General features: G+C 30.1%; 2 protein-coding genes and 1 pseudogene. All 3 read left to right on the forward strand.

From position 1 onward, the window contains the following. Positions 1-434 (forward strand): annotated as a pseudogene (locus AC1DRF_RS29125) (hypothetical protein); the annotation flags it as partial. Further along, positions 421-798 (forward strand): hypothetical protein, encoded by a 378-nt coding sequence (locus tag AC1DRF_RS29130; RefSeq protein WP_427076668.1) that lies wholly within the window; start codon positions 421-423, stop codon positions 796-798. The pseudogene AC1DRF_RS29125 and the gene AC1DRF_RS29130, both read left to right, overlap by 14 nt. A gap of 26 nt (positions 799-824) precedes the next feature. Next, positions 825-1,100 (forward strand): CPCC family cysteine-rich protein (locus AC1DRF_RS29135; RefSeq protein WP_477742459.1); only part of this gene is annotated, 276 nt, incomplete at its 3' end.

Below are 1,100 nucleotides of genomic sequence, written 5' to 3' on the forward strand. Positions count from 1 at the left end.
ATTTATATAATTCACAACTTAGTGAATTTTTTCAAGAAGCCTACAAAAAAGAGCGAGATTTAGATATGAAATTAATAGCTGTACGTGGATTAACAAAATATGTTGAAGAAGATGAAATAAGTAAAGTCATGAACCATTTCATAAAACTCTTGATGAAGAGACCTGAACATACTCCTTATAATTATAAAGAATATGAATATTTGAGGTCACCTAGTGGATTACCTTATCTACTTGAGAAATATAATTATAACTGCTTTCATCAAGTATTAGAACAAGTAGAAAAACAGTATGAAGCTATGCCTTTCCAATTTAAGAATCATTATACGTATGATGAAAATGATAATATTGTCCAACTACGAACTCCTGATGAGATGGATCAGATGATTGAAGAATTCTTTAAAAAACAGTTAGGGGATAACCATGAAATATTTTGAACAAGCAAAAGAGATATGGAGTAAATACGTTCCTAAAAGTGGTCAATCAAATATCGTAGAGGGTGAATTGATTAGAGCGATTGAAAAACTACGATGGGAAGCTCAAAGTAATGGTAATGCAAATTGGGATGAAGGATTTGAAATGTTGGCTTTATATATCTTAGAAATATTAAATGACAATGATGTATTTAAACCAAATATACTATTAGAGATACAATCTAATATAAATACGCTACTTAATGCTGAAGATGAACCTTATTTAGAAGATGATTTATATGATCGATTAGCAGATTGGGTCATAGAATGGCATATTGCAAAGAAGGGTCCAATTAAAAGGGAAACAAACCCTAATCTTTATAGATAATAAGTAAAAGGAGAAAAAACTTTTAAATGAAACGCGTACAGTGTCCATGTTGTAAATACTTAACTTTAGAAAATAAAGGTGAATTTGAAATTTGTATTCTATGTGATTGGGAAGACGATGGTCAGGATGACCCTTATGCTGATGAAATTTTTGGAGGGCCAAATGGAGAATATTCTTTAACACAAGGAAGAAAAAACTTTCAAAGTCATGGTTTTATGTATGACACTATGGAAAAAAATCCGTCAGTTAAAGAGAAGCATATAAGGAAATTATTAATAAGTGCTTTTGAAAAATTTAATCCC

It is taken from the genome of Priestia sp. P5_B4 (assembly GCF_056400385.1).